This window comes from Leptolyngbya sp. CALU 1928 (assembly GCF_056784215.1).
The window spans coordinates 14,875-37,213 of the sequence record NZ_JBXBCE010000019.1 but is presented as its reverse complement, the minus strand read 5'-3'; the positions used below and the strand labels follow the sequence as shown (position 1 = coordinate 37,213).

Here is a 22,339-nt window from a genome sequence, read left to right as displayed (position 1 = left end):
CCACCATGCTAAGGGCGAAGAGAGCTAAACCAGCAGTAGCGCGATCGCTTTCAATAATTCTTCATAAAGGGCTTCCTTGCATCATAGAGTTAAAGCGATCTCTCTTCCACTAAGCTCAACCCGGATCGCCCTAATTTATGCAACACCGCTCTTTCGTGATGTAAACAGTGTTTCTTTTTAGCGTAAAAAAATGTATTATGCTGACGAATAAATATTAGATCAATGAGCATTTTATAACTCATGCTGACACATAATCTGTGTTCTCTTGCCTCTGGATTCAGCATATTGGCAGTATTGGCAGGCACTTTCGAGGGGCTTCCTGCGATCGCCGTTATGCCAACAGAAGCGGACAGGATCATGACAGATGAATTGCGCTTGAAAATTATTGGATGTGGAATTCCTCAGGTCACTCGAATTCAAATCGGGGCTGAGGAGCGATGCACATTAGACCTCCCTGGTGAAAAGCGGTATCTCTACGATGCTGGGACAAAAAAACTGATTGACGTTTCGACGGGCACTCCCACACCTCCAGCTAGCACCAGTGGCACTGAGTCTACGGATTTCTCCAGTGAGATCAGAAAGCGTCCCCAATTTTCTCTAGTCTATGGCGATGTTGTGGATGGAACCATTACTGCCAATTCCCCAATGCAGCAAGTTTCAACCGGAGCGTTTGGACAGGTTGCCGTCCAAGGTCGATCCAATACGTTCACTTTTGCCGCTCAACAAGGGGATCAAGTGGTTGTTAAAACAACTACTCAAGGTAGTCTCAAACCTTTTTTGGCGCTGATTGCTCCCAATGGAACACAAGTTGCCAGTGATTCAGATGGAAATTTGAGATATACGACGACAACAGTAGGCACGCACAAGATTGTGGTTTTAGGCGATCGGGATACCCTCGGTGCTTATACCTTGAGTTTGGCAGGAACTCCATCTAGCACAGGCTCCTCGCAAACCGGGGTGAGTGCTGCCAATAGTCGTACCTTCGCCGTTCGTGCGCCCTTCAATGACCTGGAGCGATCGCGCATAATCGATGCGGTCTACCGAAATTGGAGCTCCAGAGCCAGAGTGCAACGAGTAAACAACATCACTGTCTCGAACCCGAACTACCGATACAAGAATGGTACTTATGGCGTTCTCCTCAACGTTGCTTGGATCAATTCCCAGACAGGTCGGACAACCAGCAATTCTGTGATAGCAACGATTGATACCATTAACGAAATTGGATACACATACTCGGCCAATAACCAGTGGCAAAAATGGACTTGGACGGGACAAAAACTATAAGCAAGTCTGATCGCAAGTTTGAAGAGAAGGGGCGAGCGGATTTCTTAGGCATGAAGGGGGGCGATCGCGTTTCTGTAGTTTTAGCCGCGATCGCTACACTCCCAATCAAAGCGGCTGATAGATGTGTTTGGAGTACTGTCTCCACCCAAAACTCAAGCAGTCTAAGAAACTAACTCAACGGCTCGTTTTGCGATCGCTTCTGGCGTAATGCCGTTGAGCGCCATCAGTTCGGTAGCACTAGCAGTAGTTTCGCCCCGTTTCCAGGCAAAGGTGTCGCGGGTAGCAGTGCTGCGGAGCATGACGGGTTCTAGCATGGCGCTGGCTCCACCAGTCACGCCGATGAGGGCATCCCCGCCAAATAGGCGATCGAATCTGGCATCATCCAAAAAGCCACCGTCGGGTTCAGAACACATGTCCCACGCCACATCTGAAGGGCGATAGAGCCGACGCGGACTGACGATCGCCACGATTCGCACACCCAAGCCTTGGGCTTCTAGCTGTTTAGCCGCTTCAAATACTGGGTTCAGAATCATGTCGCCAATCACCGCAAACACGATGGTTTTGCTCCCTTGGCTTTCGTGCAAGGCGATCGCGCCGTCTTTGAGTGCCTGCCGTGTTTGCTCGAAGGTGGTGCGAATCGGCAAGGGCGATTTACTTGCGGTGATCACAATCCCTTTATTTTGCGTCGTCAATCCCCAGTCATAGCAGACCTGAACACTGTTGGCATCGGGCGGAAACACGGGAAACACATTCCCATTTCGCATCATGGCAGCGAGGTACGCTTCGATTTCGGGGCGTTGATGCGTCCAGCCGTTGCGCCCTTGCTCCAAAGCTCCAGCGGTAAACAAGGTTATGGTGGATGGCGTAGGGCGGCGCAATTCTGCCATTGCCTGGATCACCGTTTGCCAAATGGGTAAGCCATTGATTGCAAAAGATTCGTAGGAACACCAGAGCGTCCGGCACCCAAACAAGGCTAACCCGGCTGCCAATCCGGCACAAGCATCTTCGCTCAGCGGTTCATACACTTGCCCGATTGGATTCTGGTTATACAGCGGATCTGCCGTGGGGTGAATGATTTTGAGCGCTTGGTTAATATTGGCAATGCCAGAAGCCTCGTTGCCGTCGGCATTGGTCACCAAGTAGCTTGGATCGGTTTGCCCCACGTAGCCCACCAGTTTACCCATGGCGGTAGTGGAAATCTTGGATTCTCCGCCCACTGCAAATTCTTCTAGGGGAAGTTGACCTAGATCGGGCAGCGATCGCTCAAATTCAGTCACCACGGTTTTGCTAGCGGGTCCGCCCCCGGCTCTCTCGCAGTTGGTTCGCACCAAATCCCAGGCTTCCGTAGTCAGGGCACGGGTTTGGAGCGCACTGATAATGTCAGGATTCTCTAACGTGTGGTGGGCATACAGGTTGTGAGATTTGGCACCCCGCGCATGAACTCCGGCACCCTTCAGTTGCTTAATAATGAAAACCGTGAGGGTGCCGTTCAGCGCCGACTCTGCCGCTTTTGCCACGCCCTCCAGAACCGCTTGAGTAAACGCCAATCGCTGTTTGAAGGAAAAAATTGTGCTGTCTACAAAATCGCCCGGTTGATTTTGGTCATCAAACTGTTTGGCATCCACCAGCACCACTTTCTCAAAGCCATTGCCGCCCCAATAGTCCATCATGCGATCGCTCGACAGCGTAGACACCATGCTGTGATGCTCTTGAGAGAAGCCATTCCACACCAGCACAGGCAAAAAGTTCGTGGCATGGGGAAAAGCAGTATGGAAATGCGCCATGGAACTGACGATGTAGGGTTCGCCCAACCCACCATCGCCCACGGTGAAAGGAAACAGCTTGTCAGGATGGAGCAATGCACCCGCCATGGCAAAATGCTGCCCTTGACCCAACGGTCCCGCTGGAGCCAGCAATCCTGGGATTTGCCCCGATAGGTGACCCAGCAATCCATGCCGCTCTCGGTAGCGATCTCGCAATTGCTGCACCGTTTCAATCCCCATATCTTCCAAGGAGCGATCTAGAAACATGGCGCTGTAGAAACCGGGCGCGTGATGCCCCACTTCTGTGACAAAGTTTTTGTGCCCCAACATCACCAAGGCAGCGTAAGCTTCTGCTTGGCTAGCAAACCCGCCGGGATGCCCCGATGCTTTGCTGGCAGTCACTTGCAGCGTCAGGTAGCGCAGCGCATCCGCATACAGCAAAGTCTGATAAACCGCACAGGGATCATTCGGCGCAGTGATGGCAGTTTTGCCGTCTAGAATCGCGGGCATGATGCCATAGCGAGCGAATTCAGGATAGGAATCGGCAAAATATTGAATTCCCTCACAAAAGGCTGGAGCGGACTTGGGATTTGAAGTAACTGCCGTCATGCTTGAGATACCTGGTGCAACGATGAAAGGGCGAAATCGCTCAATACTTTATCCTACACAGCCATCTGCACAAAAAATTGACAGGCTTGATACTGATCGTTGCAGGCTAGCGATTGAGTTTTGGCAATGGAGATTTAGGTTTCAGGTTTCAGGTTTCGGGTTTCACGGTTCGATATCCCGCACGTCCTCCGCACTTAAAACTCAAAATCAGCTTTCTCTCCAGCCAAGACGCTATTGGCATTTTAACCTCGCGAACTGACAAGTCAGCGCAAGCGATCGCCCACTTACCCATTACTGACGACTCTCTCGAAAGCCTTACTGCGAGCTAAGAGTATTGCTATTTCTAAAAAGCTGGTGACAAGACTCGAACTTGCGACCGGCGGTTTACAAAACCGCTGCTCTACCAACTGAGCTACACCAGCATTTCCCCCGATAAATACAATAGCAAATTCTGTATCCATTCAGATAAAGTATCTACATTATTGTGTTGAGATAGGTATTGATTTCGATCGTTAGTCAACGCATTTTCTGCCAGTATGTTTTGAAAACGCTTTGGGATTGCATCTGATTGAAGCGTTTATCTAGCTTTCTTCGCAAATTTGTGACTTCTATTTTTTTAGAATCGCTTAAAATTATGCCATCATGATGCTCAAATCGATTAAGCCATCGCTCAGTTCATTGCATTTTTCTAAAGGCTATGCCGTGCCGAAACGAATATCTTTTCTTTTGCTATTAGTCACTCTGGGGCTGTGGGGATCTGCTCAACCTGGGTCTGCCCAAGCATTAGTTCCTCACACATTGCGCTTAGATAACGCCAAATTGGAGCAACAAGGCGTTGGGCTAGCACAAGAAGCCTCTCAGCTAGCGCAGTTTCAACAATATGAGCTTGCTCTACAGCGGGCAAAGTTAGCGACGCAGTTGGCTCCTAAAAGCCCGGAAGTCTGGTCTTTGTTAGGGGGGCTTTATCTCCAAACAAATGCGTTAGATCAGGGTATTACTTCGCTCAAAAAATCTCAATCGTTGAATGGAACCGGTAAAAATTCAGCGATTTTGTTTGCGTTGGGGTCTGCTTATTTTCAAAAGGGAAATTATTTGACTGCGGTAGATTACTTAAAACAGGGACTCAAGATCAAGCCGAATGTGCCTGGTGCATTGTTTGATTTGGGTAATGCCTATTTAATGTTGCGGCAGTTTCCTGAGGCGATCGCTCAATATAATCAAGCAGTTGCCCAAGATAAACGCTTTTGGCCCGCCATCAACAATATTGGTTTAATTAAGTATGAAGTAGGCGATCGAGAAGCCGCGTTACAACAGTGGCAAAAAGCCGTAGATTTGGATCCAAAAGCCGCAGAACCTCGACTGGCGATCGCGGCGGCTCTTTATGCTCAGGGAAAGCGTGACCAAGGCTTATCTACAGGAGACGCAGCCCTTCGGTTAGATAGTCGCTATGCTGATCTGAAATTTTTAAAAGAAAATTTATGGGGCGATCGGTTGCTGACAGACACTCGCAAGCTGCTAGAAACGCCCCAAATTCGAGCAACCTTGGCGCAACTTGAGGAAAAAAATCCTAGAAGTCAGCGTCCGTCTCCTCGATAGTTCCTATTCCCTGTTCCTTCTATGCGATTGAAACCCCGTCAAAGAGTGCAGGGTGCATTCCCTTTAGCCAAGCGATCGCCCAAAAAAGCGCGCCACCTATTTAAAAAGCAATTGTTTTGGTTGCTAATTGTTCTCCTAGTGTTGTGGGTTAGTTATCGAGAGATCAATAACTATTTTGTGGAACCCCAAGCCATTTTTGTTCTAGGAGGTGCCACTGGGCGCGAAAACTTTGCCGCAGAATTTGCACGGCAGCATCCAGAATTGCCCGTTTGGGTTTCGGGCGGCAGCAATCCTGAGTATACCTATGGCGTTTTTTCAGATGCCGGAATGAATCTTAAGAAACTACATATCGACCGAGAAGCCGTTGATACGGTAACCAACTTTACAACGCTCGTGGATGAGCTTAAAGCTAAAGGTATTCACAGCGTTTATCTCATCACTTCCGACTATCACATGCGTCGGGCTAGAACCATTGGCGAAATTGTTTTTGGAAGTCGAGGAATTTATATTAGACCGATCGCCGTCCGGTCTAACCAAGCGGCTGAACCCTGGCAGAAAGCAGTTCGAGATGGCGGTAGAGCAGTGCTTTGGCTCACCACTGGCTATAGCGGCGCAACCCTGAAACAACGGTTTAGCCCCAATTAAAGGTGCAAAAAATATAGCTTGGTCAGGCAAAAGCCCCAGACATTAAGTAAGATCCCAACTGATTGGTTCTGTCAGGCAGTTTCTTGAACCAATACATAAGGTTGCACAATTAAAGCCTGAAATCGTTTGGATTGATTTTGATTCCAAATACTGAGTTGTGATGGGGAAGGCTTCTGAATCAGTGCCTCATCAATCCAGCGCTGGATACGGGGAGTATCATCGGTCGCGATCGCCATGCCTACCTCAACCAAGTCCAGTCCTAAAGCAACCAAAATCACTAAATCGCGACGAGCATGAGGAGCCAGCCAATCCCATTCTGCCTCATCAAGCATTTCAGTTAGTTCTGCTCGAATATCACTCATGTTTTAACCCACACCCTTTCGGCTCAAAGTTTTATCGATTGATAGGACTCAAAGAGTCTTGTATTCATAATCACAACTTAAGCTAACTTCATAATTTTCTGCAACTGTAAAGTATTTGGTACTTTTACGGGTTCAACTTGGACGCTTCTAGTGTGCTGTTAAGATTTGTAAAATTTGAGTTCGGTGATTTAACGCTTGCACGGACCCTAAGATTATTGACATTCTAGACATATCAGATCATCAATCCTGCATCTACTAAGCATCTACTAAATCTATGCGTCATCTTACTATTGGGCTGTCCTTAGTCGTCATGCTCTTTTCAGCCGCTGAGCCTTCTTTTGCGGGAGGGGATGGAGTACCCAAGCGGCGGGTTGGAGGTGGCACCCGCTGGACTCAGCCAAAGCTCAAGCAGTCTCCTTCGGCTCATTCTAAACTGAGCGCGATGACATTTGCCTCTAGAAACAATTTACCGATCGCGTTGAGGTTAAAAGCAATCTATAGCTAGAAAACTCAGGTAAGCTACCAGATAATTTTGTCTTTTAGTTTCTGAAGCAGCTTCGGACCTACGCCAGAAATCTGATCAACGTCTGCCAAGGAGGAAAATCGCTTCTGCTGACGAGCGGCAATCATTCGCTTTGCTAAGCCCGGTCCTACTCCTGGCAAGGTTTCAAGTTCTGCTTGAGAAGCGCTGTTTAAGTTAATTCGGTGGTTTGCCTGCCCAAGAGCCGCACTGGTTTGTTTTACTTTTTGAGTCGATTTAGGCTTAACCCCTAATGATGCTTGCGGTTGAACAGATTTCACTGCGGGTGATGCACCAGAAGACGGTAACTTTCTGGGCTGTGGGCTGGGCGCAATTCGTGAAATATTCGCAACGCTTTCTACACGATTCCCTCCAGCGATCGCAGTCGTGACTGGACACTTTTTCGATTGGGCATCGGCTTTATTTTGGATTGCCGGGGGAATTCCCATAATGGCATTTGTGTAAAGGCGCTCAAATTCTCGCTGATAGTGGGCTGCGACAACGGGATTATGAATGACCAGCACCGTCTCATCATTGCCACCGTTCGCGGCATTCGTCCAGTTATGAGATCCTGTCACGACAGTTTGCTGATCTACAATGCCAAATTTGTGATGCAGTAGATCACCCGGCGGCATCCTTGGCGCTCCTACCGTTGCGATCGCGGGCTTCCACGGGCGATTATTCGCTTCATACTTACAATCCTCTGCCAATGTGATCCCCATCATGTCCAACGCTTCGCTATAGGATCGGTAAGCAAACCCAGGATCAATCAACGCTTTAATTTCTATCTGTCGCTGATGGGTTGTTTCTAGTAAATCAACCAACTGCTGATCAGAAAAGACAAACAGCGCCATAGACACTGATTTATTAGCACTGCTTACTGTTTGACCAATCAGCCCATTGCTAGTTTGCTGCCAAGGCACGGAACGAGCGCTGGGAGAAAAATGCACCTCAATTTTCGTGTTGCCCACCATCACTGAGCGTGCCGGACGGAACGGCTTTTTTACTCCAAACAGGCTATTCGTCTGCCCCCCTGGACCGTCTCCCCACATGAGGTTGAATTCTTCCATAAACGCTGCCGCCAGCGTAGGACTCTGAATTTTCAGCAGATTATTCGCATTACCGCGACTGTGGGGCGATTTGAAATCTCCATGAACATCACTAATGGTGAAGTTGGCAGAGGTGACAATTATCGTTTGACCATCCACCACCATAAATTTATGGTGCATCAAGTTACTGCCCTTGGAGCCATCCGCTGTATCGTCGATGCGAGGCACGTTCGCCTGATCTATCACAATCAAGGCATCTCGGCTTTTGATTTCATCTGGGCTAAGCTGTCCATCACCATTTTGGTCAATCATGCGACGGTTTTCTTCAACGCGATCGCGATCGCGTTTCTCCATTCCATTCAGTTCTTCAGCCGTAAAAGAACTCAGCGGGCGCGCATAGGTATTTTCCAAAATCAGCCGCACTTGCACCCCAGCTTTTTGCCGTTCTGCCAACGCCTGAGCAATTCCTGGCAGTCGAAATTCTTGAACTGCCACATCCACCGTTGACCGCGCCGAAGAAATAGCATCAATTATAAGCTGCTCTAAATTGTCTCCATCCCGTGAGATCGGACGATAAGGCTCGGTATAACTAGAAGCGGGTTCGTGATTGGTATAAACCTGAATTTGCGGATCTTGCGGTAAAGGACTAGGGCGGAGAATCTGCGCCTCTTCCGACTGGCAAGCCGAGAGACTCATGCCCAAAAAAGCAACCCAACAGATAGAGAAGTGCCGAATGGAACGAAGATGCACGGCTATAAAAGTATGAAGAACAGATGAAGCAATCATCATTTTTAGGATGCCCAGTCGTCCAAAAAGATTACCAATTGTTTGCAGCATCTCATTGAAAATGGCTGACTGAAATAATGGGTCACAAGCCTCATCCTTCTAGAAAGGCTTTACCAAAGATTCTGGTACAATCAAGGCAAGTCGCCATAGGGCATTGGGAAGCTGTAAACAAACATGGAGAGAAGGTAAGACTACTTCGGTAGCCCATCTCAGTGAAGTGTTAAGCACTCCTCGCTTCTTTAGGATGAGGAAGTATGTCAAATAAATCCCCTTATACGCAAGAATGATTGAAGCGACGCGATTCCTGTAAGGCATCCTGCGAAACGCTTCGCGGACGTTTTACGAATTGCAGCTATCCTTGTTAAGCCTTTTACTTACTTTTTGACTGATGGGATCAACGCGAGCACGGATTGCAATTGACGCGATGGGCGGGGATCATGCCCCCAGTGAAATCGTTGCTGGAGCCTTAAGAGCGCAGGCTGAACTCGGTGTTGAAGTACTTTTGGTCGGTGACCCAAAGCAGATTGCAGCCTCAACGCCGAATGCTTCCAATCTGTCTTCCTTGGAAATTGTTCCAGCCGAAGGCACGATTGAAATGGGGGAGGAACCCCTAGGTGCCCTCCGGCGAAAGCCAAAAGCTTCGATTAACGTAGCGATGGAGTTAGTGAAACAGAAACGAGCCGATGCTGTTGTTTCAGCAGGGCACTCTGGTGCTGCCATGGCTGCCGCGCTCCTTCGGTTAGGGCGCTTGAAAGGAATCGATCGCCCTGCGATCGGGGCAGTCTTTCCCACTATGATTCAGGGAAAGCCTGTGATCATTTTGGATGTAGGGGCTAATGTAGACTGCCGCCCCAAGTTTTTGGAGCAGTTTGCCACCATGGGTTCTGTCTATTCTCAGTACGTGCTGGGCGTGTCAGATCCCCAAGTTGGATTGCTGAATATCGGTGAAGAGTCGTCGAAAGGAAACGACCTAGCCCTGCGAACCCATCAGCTTTTGCAGGAAAATCGGGCAATTTCCTTTATTGGTAATGCCGAGGGGCGCGATGTTCTGTCGGGTCATTTTGATGTGATTGTTTGCGATGGATTTGTGGGAAATGTGCTGCTGAAATTTGCAGAAGCAGTCGGCGAAGTGGCGCTGCAAATTTTGCGAGAAGAACTGCCCCAAGGGCTGCATGGTAAGTTGGGTACTTCTTTGTTAAAGCCAAACCTGAAGCGGATTAAACAGCGCATGGATCATGCCGAACACGGCGGTGGTCTACTATTGGGAGTCGCTGGGGTCTGTATTATCAGTCATGGTAGTTCTCAAGCTCCATCGATTTTTAACGCGGTGCGGTTGGCGCGAGAAGCGTTTGAAAACCAGGTTTTGGAGCGAATTCAAGCAAACTATGTCGAGGCTGATCCATTGCCAACGGTGAGCAGTTCGCCAGTGGACAGCTAGTTTTATAGGGGTTAAGTGGCTTATTCCCGTGATGAGTGGAGCAAAGATTTGAAACAACTAGGGGTCGGAATTGCGCTGACGGGTAGCGGCTCGGCGGTTCCAGCAGTTTCGCTGAATAATGACCAACTGAGTCAAATTGTGGAAACGTCAGATGAATGGATTGCGAGCCGCACTGGCATTCGGAATCGGCGATTAGCTTCCACCACAGAGTCTTTGGCAGGCTTGGCAGCTCAGGCAGGAGAACGGGCGATCGCAATGGCAGGGTTGTCTGCCACCGATATCGATCTAATCGTGTTAGCAACTTCGACCCCCGATGATTTGTTTGGGACTGCCTGTTTAGTTCAAGCAGAACTAGGGGCAACCCGTGCCGTGGCGTTTGATATTACGGCTGCCTGTTCTGGCTTCGTGTTTGGGTTGGTGACAGCGGCTCAGTTCATTCGGGCGGGCGCTTACCAAAATGTGCTGTTGATTGGAGCCGATGTTCTCTCTCGCTGGGTCGATTGGAGCGATCGCCGGACTTGTGTACTGTTTGGCGACGGAGCCGGAGCGGTGGTGATTCAAGCCAATGAGTGCGATCGCCTGTTGGGGTTTGAACTGCGTAGCGACGGCACCCAAAATAAATATCTCAATCTGGCGTATCAGCCGCAAGCCAAAGAATTGACGGATCAAGTGGCGATCGGTCAGGGCACCTTTCACCCGATTACCATGAATGGGCAAGAAGTCTATCGTTTTGCCGTGCGCCGTGTACCCGAAGTCATTGAAAAAGCCTTGTTTCGGGCTGAAATGACGGCTCAAGATGTGGATTGGTTATTGCTTCATCAGGCAAACCAACGAATTTTAGATGCGGTGGCAAATCGGCTCAATATTCCGCCTGAAAAAGTCATTAGCAACTTGGCTGAGTATGGCAACACCTCGGCTGCTTCCATTCCCCTCGTCTTGGATGAAGCCGTGCGGCAAGGCAAAGTCAAACCGGGCGATACCCTAGTCACCTCTGGCTTTGGAGCCGGATTGACTTGGGGAGCCGCCGTTTTTCAGTGGGGTCGATAAAATGACAAAAAACGCATGGGTGTTTCCTGGGCAAGGATCTCAAGTCGTTGGCATGGGTAAAGATCTGCTGGAGTTGCCGGAAGTAAAGCTCACTTTGCAACAAGCTGATGACATTTTGGGCTGGTCAGTCGCGGAAATTTGCCAAAGCGCTGAAGATAAACTGTCCCGCACGCTATATACTCAGCCCTGCCTTTATGTCGTGGAATGTCTTTTGGCAGACCAAATGAGAGCCAAAGGACATCATCCCGCTTTAGTGGCAGGACACAGCTTGGGTGAATATGTGGCGCTCTATGTGGCGGACGTATTTAGTTTTTCAGCAGGGTTGCAACTGGTCAAACGTCGAGCCGAACTGATGGATAGCGCCTCGGATGGCATGATGGCGGCGTTAATTGGATTCGATCGCGATCAGCTACTCCAACAAATTCAGCACACTCCCAATGTGGTATTGGCAAACGACAATAGTGCGGCGCAAGTAGTGATTTCGGGAACTGTTGCAGCCGTTGAAACTGTATTAAACACAGTCAAATCAAAACGCGCCGTTAAGCTCAACGTCAGCGGTGCCTTTCACTCACCTTTGATGGCAGACGCAGCAGCAGAATTTCAAACGGTGCTGGAGCAATCTAGCTTCAACGACGCGAAAGTGCCGATTTTGTCGAATGTTGATCCCACTCCTGCCACAGATGCCGCTTCATTAAAACAACGATTGATTCAACAAATGACTGGCTCAGTTCGCTGGCGAGAAATTTCCCTCCAGTTACCCGAATTAGGAATTGAAACGGTGATAGAGATTGGTCCCGGAAAAGTGTTGACTGGCTTGATTAAACGCACCTGCCCCGATTTAACGTTAAACAACGTGAGCAGTCTTACCGAAATTCCCATAGCAGTAGACAGCACACTCTGAATGAAGCATAGTAAACAGGTTTCAGGTTTCGGGTGTCAGGTTTTAGAACATCCTTCATGCAAGAAAGAAAGGTTTCAAATCGTCAACGATCGCCTCACCTCTACTTTTTATTTGTTGGTTTCCTATGGGTAAAGATCGCGAACCCTTGATCAGTCTGGCGCTCTATCGTTTGTTTAAGTGGGCTATCGTCAGCCCGACGCTGCATACTTATTTCCGGGGGCGAATTTATGGGGCTGAAAATGTGCCTCAGACGGGCAAGCTGATCGTGGTGAGCAACCATGCCAGCGACTTTGACCCCATGTTCTTGTCGAATGCTGTGCAGCGTCCTGTTGCTTATATGGCAAAGGAAGAACTATTTCAGATTCCCATCCTAAAGCAGGCGATCGCGCTCTATGGTGCCTATCCGGTTAAACGGGGTTCTGCTGATCGCAGCGCCATTCGAGCCGCGATCGCGTCGTTAGACCAGGGCTGGGCAGCCGGAGTGTTCATCACAGGCACCCGCACCCCTGATGGACGTGTCACCGATCCCAAACTGGGAGCCGCCCTCATTGCCGCCAAAGCCAACGCGCCCCTGCTTCCTGTGGGCTTGTGGGGAACTCACGCGATCGCCTCAAAAGGGTCTTCCATTCCCCGCTCTGTTCCCATCACCATTCGCATCGGCGAAGTCATCCCACCACCCATCTCCAGCGATCGCGAAGAACTCGAAGCCGTGACCCAACAGTGTGCAACGGTGATTAATGGCATGTTGGATTTGGGTCGATAGGAAAGTTCAGAGCTAGGAAAGTCCAGAGTTCAGAGCTTGCCATTCGTCCCCCGCCATTCGTGTTAATTTCGTTATCCTAAAAGGGTCACTTGCCAAGAGTTAGAAGTTTTTCTTGTTATGACTGATCAACGTACCCGTATCTGTATTTTGGGTGGAGGCTTTGGAGGTCTTTATACGGCTCTACGCTTGAGTCAATTACCCTGGACAAAGCAAGAAAGACCGGAAATTATGCTGGTTGATCGCAGCGATCGCTTTTTGTTTTCACCGCTGCTGTATGAATTGATGACGGGTGAACTGCAAACCTGGGAAATTGCGCCCCCCTTTGCGGAATTGCTGGCAGGAACGGGAGTGCGGTTTCATCAGGCAACCGTTACCAACATTGATCTGGAGGCACAGCAAGTTCAGCTTCAAGATGGCGTGGATCTGACCTACGATCGCCTTGTGTTGGCGCTGGGGGGAGAGACGCCGTTAAATCAAGTATCTGGTGCCGCTGAGTATGCGTTGCCCTTCCGCACGGTAGCAGATGCCCATCGCCTAGAAGAACGGCTGCGGGTGTTGGAAGAATCGGATGCAGAAAAAATTCGAGTGGCGATCGTCGGGGGCGGCTACTCTGGCGTGGAATTGGCGTGTAAATTGGCGGATCGACTCGGAGATCGCGGTCGGCTGCGTCTGGTAGAGCTATCCGATCAACTGCTGCGAACCTCGCCTGAATTTAATCGCACCAGTGCCTCTAAAGCCTTGCAAGACCGATCTGTTTGGCTCGATTTGGAAACCGCGATCGAGGAAATTACTGCCGACACCATTTCGCTCAACTACAAAGATGTCGTAGATACCATTCCTGTAGATGCTGTCTTATGGACAGTGGGCACCCGCGTAGCGGAAGTGATTAATGCGTTGCCCCTAAAGAAAAGCGATCGCGGCAAAATAGTTTTAACGACCACCCTGCAAGTCATTGATCACCCCAATGTTTTTGCCTTAGGCGATTTAGCAGACTGCAAAGATGCCGAGGGGCAACAGGTGCCGCCAACCGCGCAAGCCGCCTTTCAGCAGGCTGACTATTTGGGCTGGAATCTATGGGCATCCCTGACCGGGCGACCACTCCTACCTTTCCGCTATCAATACTTGGGCGAAATGATGACCTTGGGCACCGACAATGCCACGCTCACAGGCATGGGAATTAAGCTCGATGGTTCGCTCGCTGTCGTTGCTCGACGCTTAGCCTATCTCTACCGAATGCCCACCTTGGATCATCAACTTCGAGTTGGGCTGAATTGGATGACTCAGCCGCTCGTTTCTGCGATCGCACGGTTTACCCATTGACATCCTCTATGCCCAACCCTTCAGTGATAGAAGCAGCAACCCAAGCCTCACGACTTAGGTTGACTGCTTCCTAAGCACATTCGACGAAACAGTGCTGCCCCGTCAGTGCGCGTTCACAGACCGCTTGATCTCGCTATACTCAACGGCTTCTTAGCCCGTAAACACGATGGAGAACTAGGACTAAAAACGCTCTGGCGCGGGCTGGGAAAGCTCCACCCATTGATCGAAGGCGCACAACCCTCGACTCAGCCCTAAGCCCTGTAACTATTCTAACGACCGCTGCCTAATGGATAGCTCTACAGGGTGAGGTCGTTTATAGGGCTATGTTCCTAGAATAGTAGGATTTCCAGTGTCATACAATCCGGCGATACAGCCAATCATCAGCGTTGCCAAAGTCGCAGCCCAGAGAGCCTTCCAGCCAAGTTCAGTAATATCGCGACGGCGCGACGGCACTAAACTAACCAAGCCGCCGACAAAAATACCCAGGGAGGGCAAATGGGCAAATCCACACAGAGCATAGCTGACAACCAACAACGCACGAGGACTCAGAACTCCCTGACTTGCCAACGCTGCAAGCTGCTGATAGGAAGGCACTTCTGTTAGAAGGAGCCGCTGCCCAATCAAAACGGAGGACTGCCATAGTTCTTGCCATTGCAAAGAAACTCCCGTTAGAAAGGTGAGCGGTAGAAACAATGCGCCTAAGATATTTTGCAGGGTGACAATTTGAAAGACCCGACCGATTCCTCGAATAAACGGTTGAGAACTGGTTGCCAAAGATGCCAGGTTTGCAAAAAATAGGTTGACTAATGCCACCAATCCCAACACGGCGATTAGGAGCGCTGCGATCGCTGCTGCTAATTTCACCCCATCCATTGCACCCAGAACCACACTTTCCATCAGATTCAGTGGCGCAGGCGGGTTGTAGTCTTGCGACTTCACATTTTGTTGATCAGTCTCCTCACCATCCTCAAACTCCATCGCTTCTGGGAAATCTGCTTCCGTTTCAGGGGGGTGAGAGCGTTCTTGTAGCGATTTTCCCATCGTGTCTGGCACCTCCGTTTCCGGCACCACAATTTTGGAAATGACGAAACAGGCAGGAATTGCCATAATCGAGGCTGAAATTAGATGCCCTGTGATATTTGGGAAAACGGGCTGCAAGAAGCCCGCATATAGCGCCAAAACCGTGGAAGCGATGCTGCCAAAACAGGAGGTCAAAATGGCACAGAGTTCGCTGCGGGTCATCCGCGCTAGATAGGGACGCACCAAAATAGTTGCTTCAATGCCCACGAAGATATTGCTGGCACCGCTGAGGGCTTCGGCACCGCTGAGGTTCATGGTGCGGCGAAACATTCGGGCAAATCCATTTACCAACGGCTGAATCAAGCCCAGGGTATAAAGCAGCGCCATTAATGCTGAAAAGAAAATGACGCTGGGCAATGCCCGAAACGCGAAGATATAGCCCAGACTGATGAAATCGCCGCTGGAGCCGTTGGACAGGAGGCGATCGCCCGGAACCGGCACATAGGGCGGCGTAACGGCACGGGCAATCCACCGACCTGCCAACAAAGGACTAGCCGGAACGCTGGTTGGGTCAGGCACCAATAACGACCCAAAGATAAAGCGGGAGCCTGCTTCTGTTGCTTGCAGAATAGAATTTACGCCATCGCTTAATAATTCCATGAGGCTGCGCGTAGCAGGAATGAGAAAGACTAGCAACCCTAGAATAAGCTGTAGTCCAATTCCCCAAAAAATGGTTCGCCAAGGAATAATGCGGCGGTTCTCTGAGGTGAGCCATGCAATGCCACAGAGCGCGAAAATTCCAGTAAATGATAAAAAATTTAGCCCAGACATGAGGATTTTGGGTGAACAAACTGCCTGAAATCAGCGTAGGTGATAAAGTCTGCCTGGGAATGTAGCCAAGTAAGATAGTGCTCTAACCGCACAAGCATCGGTTTTCCAGAGCGGCGTTTCACATAGCTGGGTAACCCATAGGCAGAGAGGTCGGTAAACTCCCACGGGTGAAAGTATAAGCTCAAATAGCGATCGCAGTTTAGCGTTAACAAGCTGGCAAGTTGATAAAACGGCAGCGGAAAGTTTTTGAAGCTCAACCAAAATAGGGGAAACCGAATCAGTGGCGTGACCGATACGGGAACATGCAAAAGCCGCCGCGAGTAGTAAGCAGTGCGCGGCGTAAAAAAATTATTGTATCGCCCTGGAAGATAAGTCGGATTCATGGATGAATTATAGGCATATCCGGCGCTTTCAATCGCCTGATCATTCACTTTTTGCAAGCGCGCCATCCGAAACCCGGTGATCGGCGCTTGAATAATCTGTTCTAGCGCCTGTTTGGATGCTGTCAAGTCTGCAACTTCAAAGGACGAATGATAGAAGCCGTGAGACGCGATTTCGTGGGTTTGGGCGATCTCTCGAATCAACGGTTGATGGTGCAGGGCAAAGTGGGCAGTCGTGAAAAAGGTCGCTCGGATGTTCAGCCGCTCCAATAGGCGCAAAACTGGCTCTAAGCCTTGGAGCGACACCCGAAATTTTTCTGGTTCATCCAAGGTTTGACCATATTCTTCAGGAATATCAAACTCTTCCACATCAAAACTGAGCAGCACCACTTTATTCATAGCGACCTGTCAGATCATTCCAGCGAATTTTGAACAGGTCGCGCAGCATCTTAAGGGAATCTGCCAGCAAATTCACTTTGGATAGTTTGGTGGCGTGGTTGCTGGAGACATATGCCGGAATTTCTGCGATCGCATAATCCAGTTTTTTCGCCAAATAGATTAGCTCCACATCAAAGGAAAAGCCGATCAATTCCTGTCGAGCAAATATTTCCTGGGCAGCCTTGACTCTAAAGCCCTTTAAACCAGCTTGCATATCCACATAAGGCAAGTTCAAAATTTGTTTAGATAGGCTATTAAACACTTTTCCGGCAATTTTTCGAGAGAGCTTGAGTCCCTGGTTGCCTTCAGGCATCAGACTGCGGCAGCCAATCACCACATCGTGTTGCGCCAATTTCGCCATGAGTCTATCCAGATGATCCAAGGAATAGGCAAGATCGCCATCTAAAAAGCAAACGTATTCGGCATCGGCTAGATAAATTCCCATTTTGACGGCGTGTCCTTTGCCACCGCGATCGCCATAGGACAACAGTTGAATTTGCTCAGTCTGCGAATCTGCAATCCGTTGTTCTAAAATCTTTTGGGTGAGATCGCTGGAGCCGTCATTTACAAAAATAAAATAGTAATCAGCGTGACTTTTGCAATACTCCCGCACGGCATCAAATGTTGCGCCAATTCCAGCTTGCTCATTGTATACAGGCATAATGATCGCCGCCTGATGAAGCTGCCGAACGGGGGCGATCGCAATACCAGAGGAAACGCTTTCAGCCAATTCCGCTGTTGCGGCTGAAGTCGTGGCTGCCTCACCGATCAACGCCAATTCTACCTTTCGCTGTGGGGTCGGCACCTCGCGATCGCGGCTAACCTGCCCCCACCTCCACCTAGAGCTTAACGACTTCCTAGGCAACCGACTCATGCTTATTCTCCTCAACACCACACACCTAGCAAACACAATCTCTACCATACAAGACAGTCGAAAATCGACCCATCCCTTGAAAAGATTTAGACTTCCGTTCAAAAAGCTTGTCTAGCCTAATGAAGTCAAATTCCCTGCTGTTTTGCTTTCCGCTTGAAGGTTGTTTTTTCTAAAGATGCGAGTAACTCCTGCCGTAAAGATGCCCAAGCTACAAGAGCCTCTGGTGGTGAAGCTGCGCCCTTTTGCAACAGCACTACTCCATCCTCCAGTTGCAGCAATCCATAGGTTTTCTGAGTCAGCATTTCATCCATCCGGGCAATGATCATGCCTAGACGTTGGTGTTCTACCTTAAAAAAGGGCTGGTACTGATTCAAGCGCCACAGATCCGCCACAGCATATTCCATCAGTTGGATTTGCCCTTGCTCATCTTTTAGCTGGAGGTTGGGAAATCGAGTCACTTCACGCCGGGTGGATAGGGGTGGAATCAGATAAGTCGTAGCGGCGACACTGGCATCTGCCGGAATTATCCGGCTCACATCGCGCAGCACTTGACTATGTTCCCACTGGCGCGGCAGGGTGATATGCAGCCAAGGGTTAAAGGATTCGGGCAGCAAAAAATAGAATGCTTGATTCGGGTTAGAAAGCGTCACTGAGATGATGGACAGGATGATGCACACCACCCAAAATCGGCGAAAGGTGGGGGTTAACTGGCGAGTGCGATAGGTGAAGCCGAGAGTTTGCCAGAGCGATCGCGTCCCCGACAGGTCAGGCAGGGGACGTTTTGAAGGAGATGCCCACCATAAAATTGCGCCATAAAACATACCCGGCACAACTGCAACTGAATATCGCAGAGTAATCATTAAGGCAGACAAGCCCGATTGCATGAGTAACGTTAACAAAGGCACTCCAGCAATCACCCAGCTTGCCGGAGACAGGGCAGGCACAAATGCCAAAGGCAACCAATGACCGAGGAGATAAAGCAGTCTGCGATCGAAGGGAATGAGTAAACTTTTCAGCACTTCTACCGGATGAGTCAACATTCCCCACAGCACTTGCAGCGTCGTGGGCGACTCGACCCCTGGCACATACTGACCAAAGCGACCTCCCATGTAGGGGGGTGGGGTATCGCCGGAAAAGTGAAGGGAAACTACGCTGGTAATCAGTGCCACGTAGACAAAGCTAACGCCACAAAGCGCCACTCCAACCCAGGGATGGCGACGACTCAGCAGCAAATACAACCCAATCCCAAATAAAATAAATCCGGTATCTTCCCGAATGCCTAAAGTGAGCGCGACCATTAGCCAAAAGAGCCACCAGCGCTGCTTTTCCATTGCCAGCAATGCGCTAAACACAAACAGCGGAATCTGGCAGTGTTCATAAAAATTGGCAAAAGTCGGACCAATTACGGCATGTGCGCCAAAATAACTGGCTGTAATCAGCAACGATAAAGTCGGTTCCAAATAATGCCGCGCTAAAGCATACAGCACCATGCCACCTGCTGCCATCAAGCCGACCTGTAAAAAAATTAGGGTGACTGGAGATGGAAACAGGGCATAGATCGGTAGCCACAGCAGAAAATTGGGGACAAAATGTTGTCCTAGATGGTTGAAGTTAACGGGCGGAATCTCATTGTTAAACACGCCTGCCGCTGAATGTTCGCCGGTGAGAGAGCTTTGAAACCAGCGTCCATGCAGGTTGTTCCAAAAAATTTGGTTAAATAGCCCGTGATCATAGGACGCATAAAAGGTGTAGTACCGATGGAGGGAAAAAATCAGCAGGAAACTGCAAAAAGCAGCGGTTAAAATCAGCAGTCCCTTGATCTCTTTGTGATGGGTGTATCTTGAGTGTTTCCAGTCGGAGAGCTTTTCTTTGAGTGGGGTTAGATGCGCCATATTGAGTGACTATTTTATCTTCAGAGGGAAGTGTGTTTAATAGGTTGGGCGATTCCCGTAGGGAGTCCTGCGGAAAGCTTCGCTAACGTTTCACGCATCGCTCAATCATTGGGTTTCAGCATTGGCACATAGGTAGGGCGAAGTGCTTTCCACTGGGCTAAGGCTTCGGGTTGGGATGGTTTTTGGTGCTGCATCAACACAATGCCATCCTGAAAAGCTTGAATGCCATACTGATTTTGCTCCAATAAATCGTCAATTTTAGCGGGCAAAATTTCCATGTAGCCACGCTCTTGCCCAAAAGCAGGCTGATACTGCTGCAACTGCCAAAAATCCGCCACAATATATTCCACGTTTTCCACTTGATTTTGGTCATTGCGAAATTGCAAAAAGGGCATTCTCAGGGCGGCTCGACGACCCGATAGCGGCGGTACTAGATAGGTTGTTGCCGAAATGCTGGCATCAGGAGGCACTTTCGCCAGGAGCGATCGCGCCTCTGCTACATGGCTCCACTGCCGAGTCAGGGGCACATGCACCCAAGGTTGAAATGAATCTGGGATGAGAAAATAAAACACGCGGTGAGGGCTTTTCAACAGCACGACCAAGAGCGACAGCATGATAAACCCTAACCAAATCTTTTTGAATCGGGGTCTAAAAACTTGAGGATGGACTGACCACCACAAAATCGCCCCATAAAACAATCCGGGCACTAGGGTGATTGCGTAGCGAATGTATACCGAGAACCGGGAATCTCCCCCTTGCAAAAGCAACTGTGCCAAAGGAGCGCTCACCATTGTCCAAGCGCTGGACGAAATCAGCGGCACAAACGCAAGAGAAAGGGTTTGTGCCAACATATAGGACACTTTCAGATCAAACGACGAGAGAACATGAGTAATCAGCCGCAATGGATTGCTGAGAATGCCGCCCAAAATCTCAAACGTGGACGCTTCGTTCCCGCTAGCAAAATGCCCAAATCGTTCTATCATGAAGCGCTGGGAAATATCCCTGGAAAACAGCGGCATAAAAATATTGGTGGCTGCCATCACATAAGCAAAGCCTAGAGTACAAAGAGCGACTCCAGCGATCGGAAACCGCCGACTCAACACCAAATACAACCCAATCCCAAACAATAAAATGCCAGTATCTTCTCGCACCAATAGTGTTAAACCTGCCATCAGCCAAAAGAGCCACCACCAGCGCTTTTCTAAGGCTAAGAACAGGGTGAACAGCAGCAGCGGAATCTGGCTTAAATCGTGAAAATTAGAGAAAGTCGGTCCAATGACAGCAACCGAGGTGTAGTAGCTGGCGGTAATCCACTGGGCGAGTGTAGGCTGCAAATACTGTCGCGCCAGGGCATATAGCACCAATCCCGCGATCGCCACCTGCGCGACTTGAATGACAACCAGGGTTGCTGCGTGGGGAAACAGGGCATAAATTGGTAGCCACAGCAGCAAGATCGGGTCGAAATGTTGCCCTAATCGGTGATAAAACACGGTAGGGATTTGTTGATCGATCACCACGGCTCCCGACAGGACTGAAGACAGGGAACTTTGAAAAAAATTTCCGTGAATCCCATTCCAGAAAAGCTGGTTAAAAATTCCCTGGTCGTAGGATGCATATAAGGTCAGGTGGCGATGCATTGCCAACAGCAGCATTACCACAAAGAAAAATGCTGCTAGCCCCAGCACGGGTCTTAGTTCTAGCCACATTTCTAAACGGCGCTTTGCCCACATTTCTTTGAATCGCTGTAACTGAAGCATGGATGCAGGCAATGATGAAATCAATTAGAACGACAGGATACCACGCGTTTATAACTCGGCGATCGCTCACTCAGGATTTACCGCTAACGCAGTAGCCACAATAGGCTTAGCTGGCGCTTTGCACTCGAACGATCGCTCTTGTCGATGAGTGTGTCTATGCAACTGAGATCGGGCTTGGGAGAGAAGACGGGCGATTTCTAAGGGATGGCAAGCCAAACGCGCTTTCTGCGGATGGAAAACTAGATTAGCAAGACCGAAACTATCGCTATATTGAAGGAAATTATTCAGCGTTCCCTGAAAGTACAAATTCCATTTTCTCAACTGCTTAAAAATGATGCAAATTACTTTGAGTGCCCAGCAAAGCAAAATTCTTGAGTCTCTCTCTCAGCAGGGTGGATACAGATCCCTCGAAAATGCCATTGATATAGCGTTAGTACTCCTCGCCGATGAGGTCGCCCAGCAACATCCTGAGGAAACCCCAGATTATCTTGCTTGGGTCGAACAAACTCGCCGCAAAATTGATGCAGGGATACAAGCTGCAGAGCAAGGTGAAGTCTTAGACGCAGATGATGTACTTGCTCAACTCCGGCAGAAGGTCAATACAGCCAGAGTTACTTCTGCATGAAGAACCTGCGGATTACGATCGCAGCTAGCCAAGATCTGGATGAGATTTCCGACTGTTTTCTGGCACAGAGCTTTTCTGGCACAGAGCATTGATGCTGGCGATCGCTTCGTTACAGTTTTCAACCAAAAATGCACTCACTTAGCGCGTTATCCCTACATCGGTAAGTCTTATGCCCATATCAGGACAGGGTTACGCGGATTATTGCTGATGAATTACATCATCTTCTATCGTGTGCTTGGCGATGATGTCGAAATCCTCCGAGTCGTTAACGGTTATCGCAACTTGCAGGATGTCTTCCCGGAGTAAGGCGATCGCTCACCCAGTTTATCGCAGGGGTCAGGGGACACCTGTAAGGGCGGGTTTCACCAGCAACCCTACGAGTCACCTGCGATCGCTGCACAAACCCCGCCTCTATGTGGAAAAAATTATCTCTTAAAAA

The 22,339-nt window shown here is 49.5% G+C and carries 20 protein-coding genes and 1 tRNA gene; 12 read left to right on the top strand and 9 right to left on the bottom strand.

Going from position 1 to position 22,339, the window contains the following annotated elements; genetic code table 11:
* Positions 1-240: 240 nt before the first annotated feature.
* A complete protein-coding gene (locus AC1S5B_RS25445; RefSeq protein ID WP_482038464.1) occupies positions 241-1,284 on the top strand; it encodes a hypothetical protein in 1,044 nt (347 codons plus the stop codon).
* A 161-nt stretch (positions 1,285-1,445) separates the two neighbouring features.
* Here AC1S5B_RS25445 and AC1S5B_RS25440 read toward each other — a convergent pair whose 3' ends face one another.
* Positions 1,446-3,656 carry a phosphoketolase family protein gene (locus AC1S5B_RS25440; RefSeq protein WP_482038463.1) on the bottom strand — a complete coding sequence of 737 codons (2,211 nt, stop codon included), beginning with the start codon at positions 3,654-3,656 and terminating at the stop codon, positions 1,446-1,448.
* A 349-nt stretch (positions 3,657-4,005) separates the two neighbouring features.
* Positions 4,006-4,078 (bottom strand) — tRNA-Thr (locus AC1S5B_RS25435).
* A gap of 220 nt (positions 4,079-4,298) precedes the next feature.
* Here AC1S5B_RS25435 and AC1S5B_RS25430 point away from each other — a divergent pair.
* Positions 4,299-5,252 (top strand): tetratricopeptide repeat protein, encoded by a 954-nt coding sequence (locus AC1S5B_RS25430; RefSeq protein WP_482038462.1) that lies wholly within the window; start codon positions 4,299-4,301, stop codon positions 5,250-5,252.
* A gap of 21 nt (positions 5,253-5,273) precedes the next feature.
* Positions 5,274-5,897 (top strand): YdcF family protein, encoded by a 624-nt coding sequence (locus AC1S5B_RS25425; RefSeq protein ID WP_482038461.1) that lies wholly within the window; start codon positions 5,274-5,276, stop codon positions 5,895-5,897.
* Positions 5,898-5,968: 71 nt separating this feature from the next.
* Here AC1S5B_RS25425 and AC1S5B_RS25420 read toward each other — a convergent pair whose 3' ends face one another.
* Positions 5,969-6,259: a DUF2288 domain-containing protein gene (locus tag AC1S5B_RS25420; RefSeq protein ID WP_482038460.1), complete on the bottom strand. Its 291-nt coding sequence runs from the start codon at positions 6,257-6,259 to the stop codon at positions 5,969-5,971.
* Between the two features lie 274 nt (positions 6,260-6,533).
* Between AC1S5B_RS25420 and AC1S5B_RS25415 the strand changes: the two genes are divergently transcribed.
* On the top strand, positions 6,534-6,764 hold the full coding sequence (locus AC1S5B_RS25415; RefSeq protein WP_482038459.1) for a hypothetical protein: 231 nt from the start codon (positions 6,534-6,536) through the stop codon (positions 6,762-6,764).
* A 14-nt stretch (positions 6,765-6,778) separates the two neighbouring features.
* Here AC1S5B_RS25415 and AC1S5B_RS25410 read toward each other — a convergent pair whose 3' ends face one another.
* The gene (locus tag AC1S5B_RS25410) at positions 6,779-8,665 is read right to left on the bottom strand and encodes a phospholipase D-like domain-containing protein (RefSeq protein ID WP_482038458.1); all 1,887 of its coding nucleotides are present in this window, start codon (positions 8,663-8,665) and stop codon (positions 6,779-6,781) included.
* A gap of 337 nt (positions 8,666-9,002) precedes the next feature.
* On the opposite strand from AC1S5B_RS25410, the gene plsX reads away from it, so the two are divergent.
* The 5 genes from plsX (at position 9,003) to AC1S5B_RS25385 (ending at position 14,083) form a co-directional block, all read left to right on the top strand.
* Entirely contained in the window at positions 9,003-10,052 is a 1,050-nt protein-coding gene (gene plsX, locus AC1S5B_RS25405) for a phosphate acyltransferase PlsX (protein WP_482038457.1), read from the top strand.
* Positions 10,053-10,067: 15 nt separating this feature from the next.
* Positions 10,068-11,099 (top strand): beta-ketoacyl-ACP synthase III, encoded by a 1,032-nt coding sequence (locus AC1S5B_RS25400; protein WP_482038456.1) that lies wholly within the window; start codon positions 10,068-10,070, stop codon positions 11,097-11,099.
* 1 nt (position 11,100) lies between these two features.
* Positions 11,101-12,000 carry an ACP S-malonyltransferase gene (gene fabD / locus AC1S5B_RS25395; protein WP_482038455.1) on the top strand — a complete coding sequence of 300 codons (900 nt, stop codon included), beginning with the start codon at positions 11,101-11,103 and terminating at the stop codon, positions 11,998-12,000.
* Positions 12,001-12,124: 124 nt separating this feature from the next.
* Positions 12,125-12,763, top strand: a complete 639-nt coding sequence (locus AC1S5B_RS25390) for a lysophospholipid acyltransferase family protein (protein WP_482038454.1) — start codon at positions 12,125-12,127, stop codon at positions 12,761-12,763.
* Between the two features lie 117 nt (positions 12,764-12,880).
* Entirely contained in the window at positions 12,881-14,083 is a 1,203-nt protein-coding gene (locus AC1S5B_RS25385; RefSeq protein ID WP_482038453.1) for an NAD(P)/FAD-dependent oxidoreductase, read from the top strand.
* 321 nt (positions 14,084-14,404) lie between these two features.
* Here AC1S5B_RS25385 and AC1S5B_RS25380 read toward each other — a convergent pair whose 3' ends face one another.
* The 5 genes from AC1S5B_RS25380 to AC1S5B_RS25360 form a co-directional block, all read right to left on the bottom strand.
* Positions 14,405-15,934 (bottom strand): NupC/NupG family nucleoside CNT transporter, encoded by a 1,530-nt coding sequence (locus AC1S5B_RS25380; RefSeq protein ID WP_482038452.1) that lies wholly within the window; start codon positions 15,932-15,934, stop codon positions 14,405-14,407.
* On the bottom strand, positions 15,922-16,713 hold the full coding sequence (locus tag AC1S5B_RS25375; protein ID WP_482038451.1) for a polysaccharide deacetylase family protein: 792 nt from the start codon (positions 16,711-16,713) through the stop codon (positions 15,922-15,924). The genes AC1S5B_RS25380 and AC1S5B_RS25375 overlap by 13 nt, the downstream gene beginning before the upstream one ends.
* On the bottom strand, positions 16,706-17,626 hold the full coding sequence (locus AC1S5B_RS25370) for a glycosyltransferase (RefSeq protein WP_482038450.1): 921 nt from the start codon (positions 17,624-17,626) through the stop codon (positions 16,706-16,708). The genes AC1S5B_RS25375 and AC1S5B_RS25370 overlap by 8 nt, the downstream gene beginning before the upstream one ends.
* 125 nt (positions 17,627-17,751) lie before the next feature.
* Positions 17,752-19,518, bottom strand: coding sequence for a DUF2079 domain-containing protein (locus AC1S5B_RS25365; RefSeq protein WP_482038449.1), 1,767 nt, complete (start codon positions 19,516-19,518; stop codon positions 17,752-17,754).
* 101 nt (positions 19,519-19,619) lie between these two features.
* Positions 19,620-21,287: a DUF2079 domain-containing protein gene (locus AC1S5B_RS25360; protein WP_482038448.1), complete on the bottom strand. Its 1,668-nt coding sequence runs from the start codon at positions 21,285-21,287 to the stop codon at positions 19,620-19,622.
* A 319-nt stretch (positions 21,288-21,606) separates the two neighbouring features.
* Between AC1S5B_RS25360 and AC1S5B_RS25355 the strand changes: the two genes are divergently transcribed.
* The 3 genes from AC1S5B_RS25355 to AC1S5B_RS25345 are packed head-to-tail and all read left to right on the top strand — an operon-like array spanning position 21,607 to position 22,336.
* Complete coding sequence (locus AC1S5B_RS25355) at positions 21,607-21,900, top strand: hypothetical protein (RefSeq protein WP_482038447.1); 294 nt, start codon at positions 21,607-21,609, stop codon at positions 21,898-21,900.
* A 39-nt stretch (positions 21,901-21,939) separates the two neighbouring features.
* On the top strand, positions 21,940-22,206 hold the full coding sequence (locus AC1S5B_RS25350; RefSeq protein ID WP_482038446.1) for a type II toxin-antitoxin system RelE/ParE family toxin: 267 nt from the start codon (positions 21,940-21,942) through the stop codon (positions 22,204-22,206).
* The gene (locus AC1S5B_RS25345; RefSeq protein ID WP_482038445.1) at positions 22,190-22,336 is read left to right on the top strand and encodes a hypothetical protein; all 147 of its coding nucleotides are present in this window, start codon (positions 22,190-22,192) and stop codon (positions 22,334-22,336) included. Before AC1S5B_RS25350 ends, AC1S5B_RS25345 begins: the two co-directional genes overlap by 17 nt.
* The last annotated feature ends 3 nt before the right edge of the window (positions 22,337-22,339 follow it).